The 695-nt window shown below is 73.5% G+C and carries 1 protein-coding gene; it reads right to left on the bottom strand.

Annotated elements, in window-relative coordinates; all coding sequences use genetic code 11:
• The coding region (locus BZY54_RS51935; protein ID WP_167414173.1) for a hypothetical protein at positions 1 to 535 on the bottom strand (535 nt) is incomplete at its 3' end.
• Between the last annotated feature and the right edge of the window lie 160 nt (positions 536 to 695).

Raw genomic sequence — 695 nt, forward strand, 5'->3', positions numbered from 1 at the left:
AGCCGCCGAAGGCGTCCGCCTCGGTGGACCGGGGGTACATCGTGCCCTCCAGGCACATGGAGGGAGCGTCCACGAGGAAGCCGACCCCGGTCCCGTTCTGGTACGACTCCACCTTCTCGGCGGCGTAGCCGAGCCCGATCAGTGCCCGGCGGGTGCTGTCCGGGGTGAAGTCACCTCGCCTGCGCAGTGGTTCGAGCGCCATCTCGATGCGTGCGACGGCCGCGAGCCCGTCGCAGCGGAGCCGGCCGTGCAGCGGGATGGGAACCCGGAAGCCGTGGTTCTCGGCGTAGTGGTCGATGGGAGGCGTCTGCGGGACCGAGGTGTCCCCGGTCGTGGCGGGCGCCGACGGGGTGGGACTCTCGCCCGGGCAGGGTACGTCCGCCGGCCTGCTCGGCGTCGCCGCCGCCGGCCGCGAGGGTACACGGGCGCCCGCGTCGTCCCCGGCCCGCTGAGTCCCGCAGCCCGCCGCCAGTACCACCAGCAGCGCCAGCGGCACCGCCCCGCGCCCGGTCCCCGCCGTCCTGATCATCGTCATGGCCCGATCCTGCCCCGCTCGCGGCACGCGGTCATGAGCTTTCCTACTCATCTCCGCTGCATCGTCCCCGGTGGCCGAGGAAGCCGGTGGCCGAGGAGGACGAAGGGCGAACGCAGCCGCGCCTACTGCGAGGAGCTGATGCCCGGCATCCCCGACGGGA

It is taken from the genome of Streptomyces carpinensis (assembly GCF_002154505.1).
Classification (GTDB): Bacteria; Actinomycetota; Actinomycetes; order Streptomycetales; family Streptomycetaceae; genus Streptomyces; species Streptomyces carpinensis.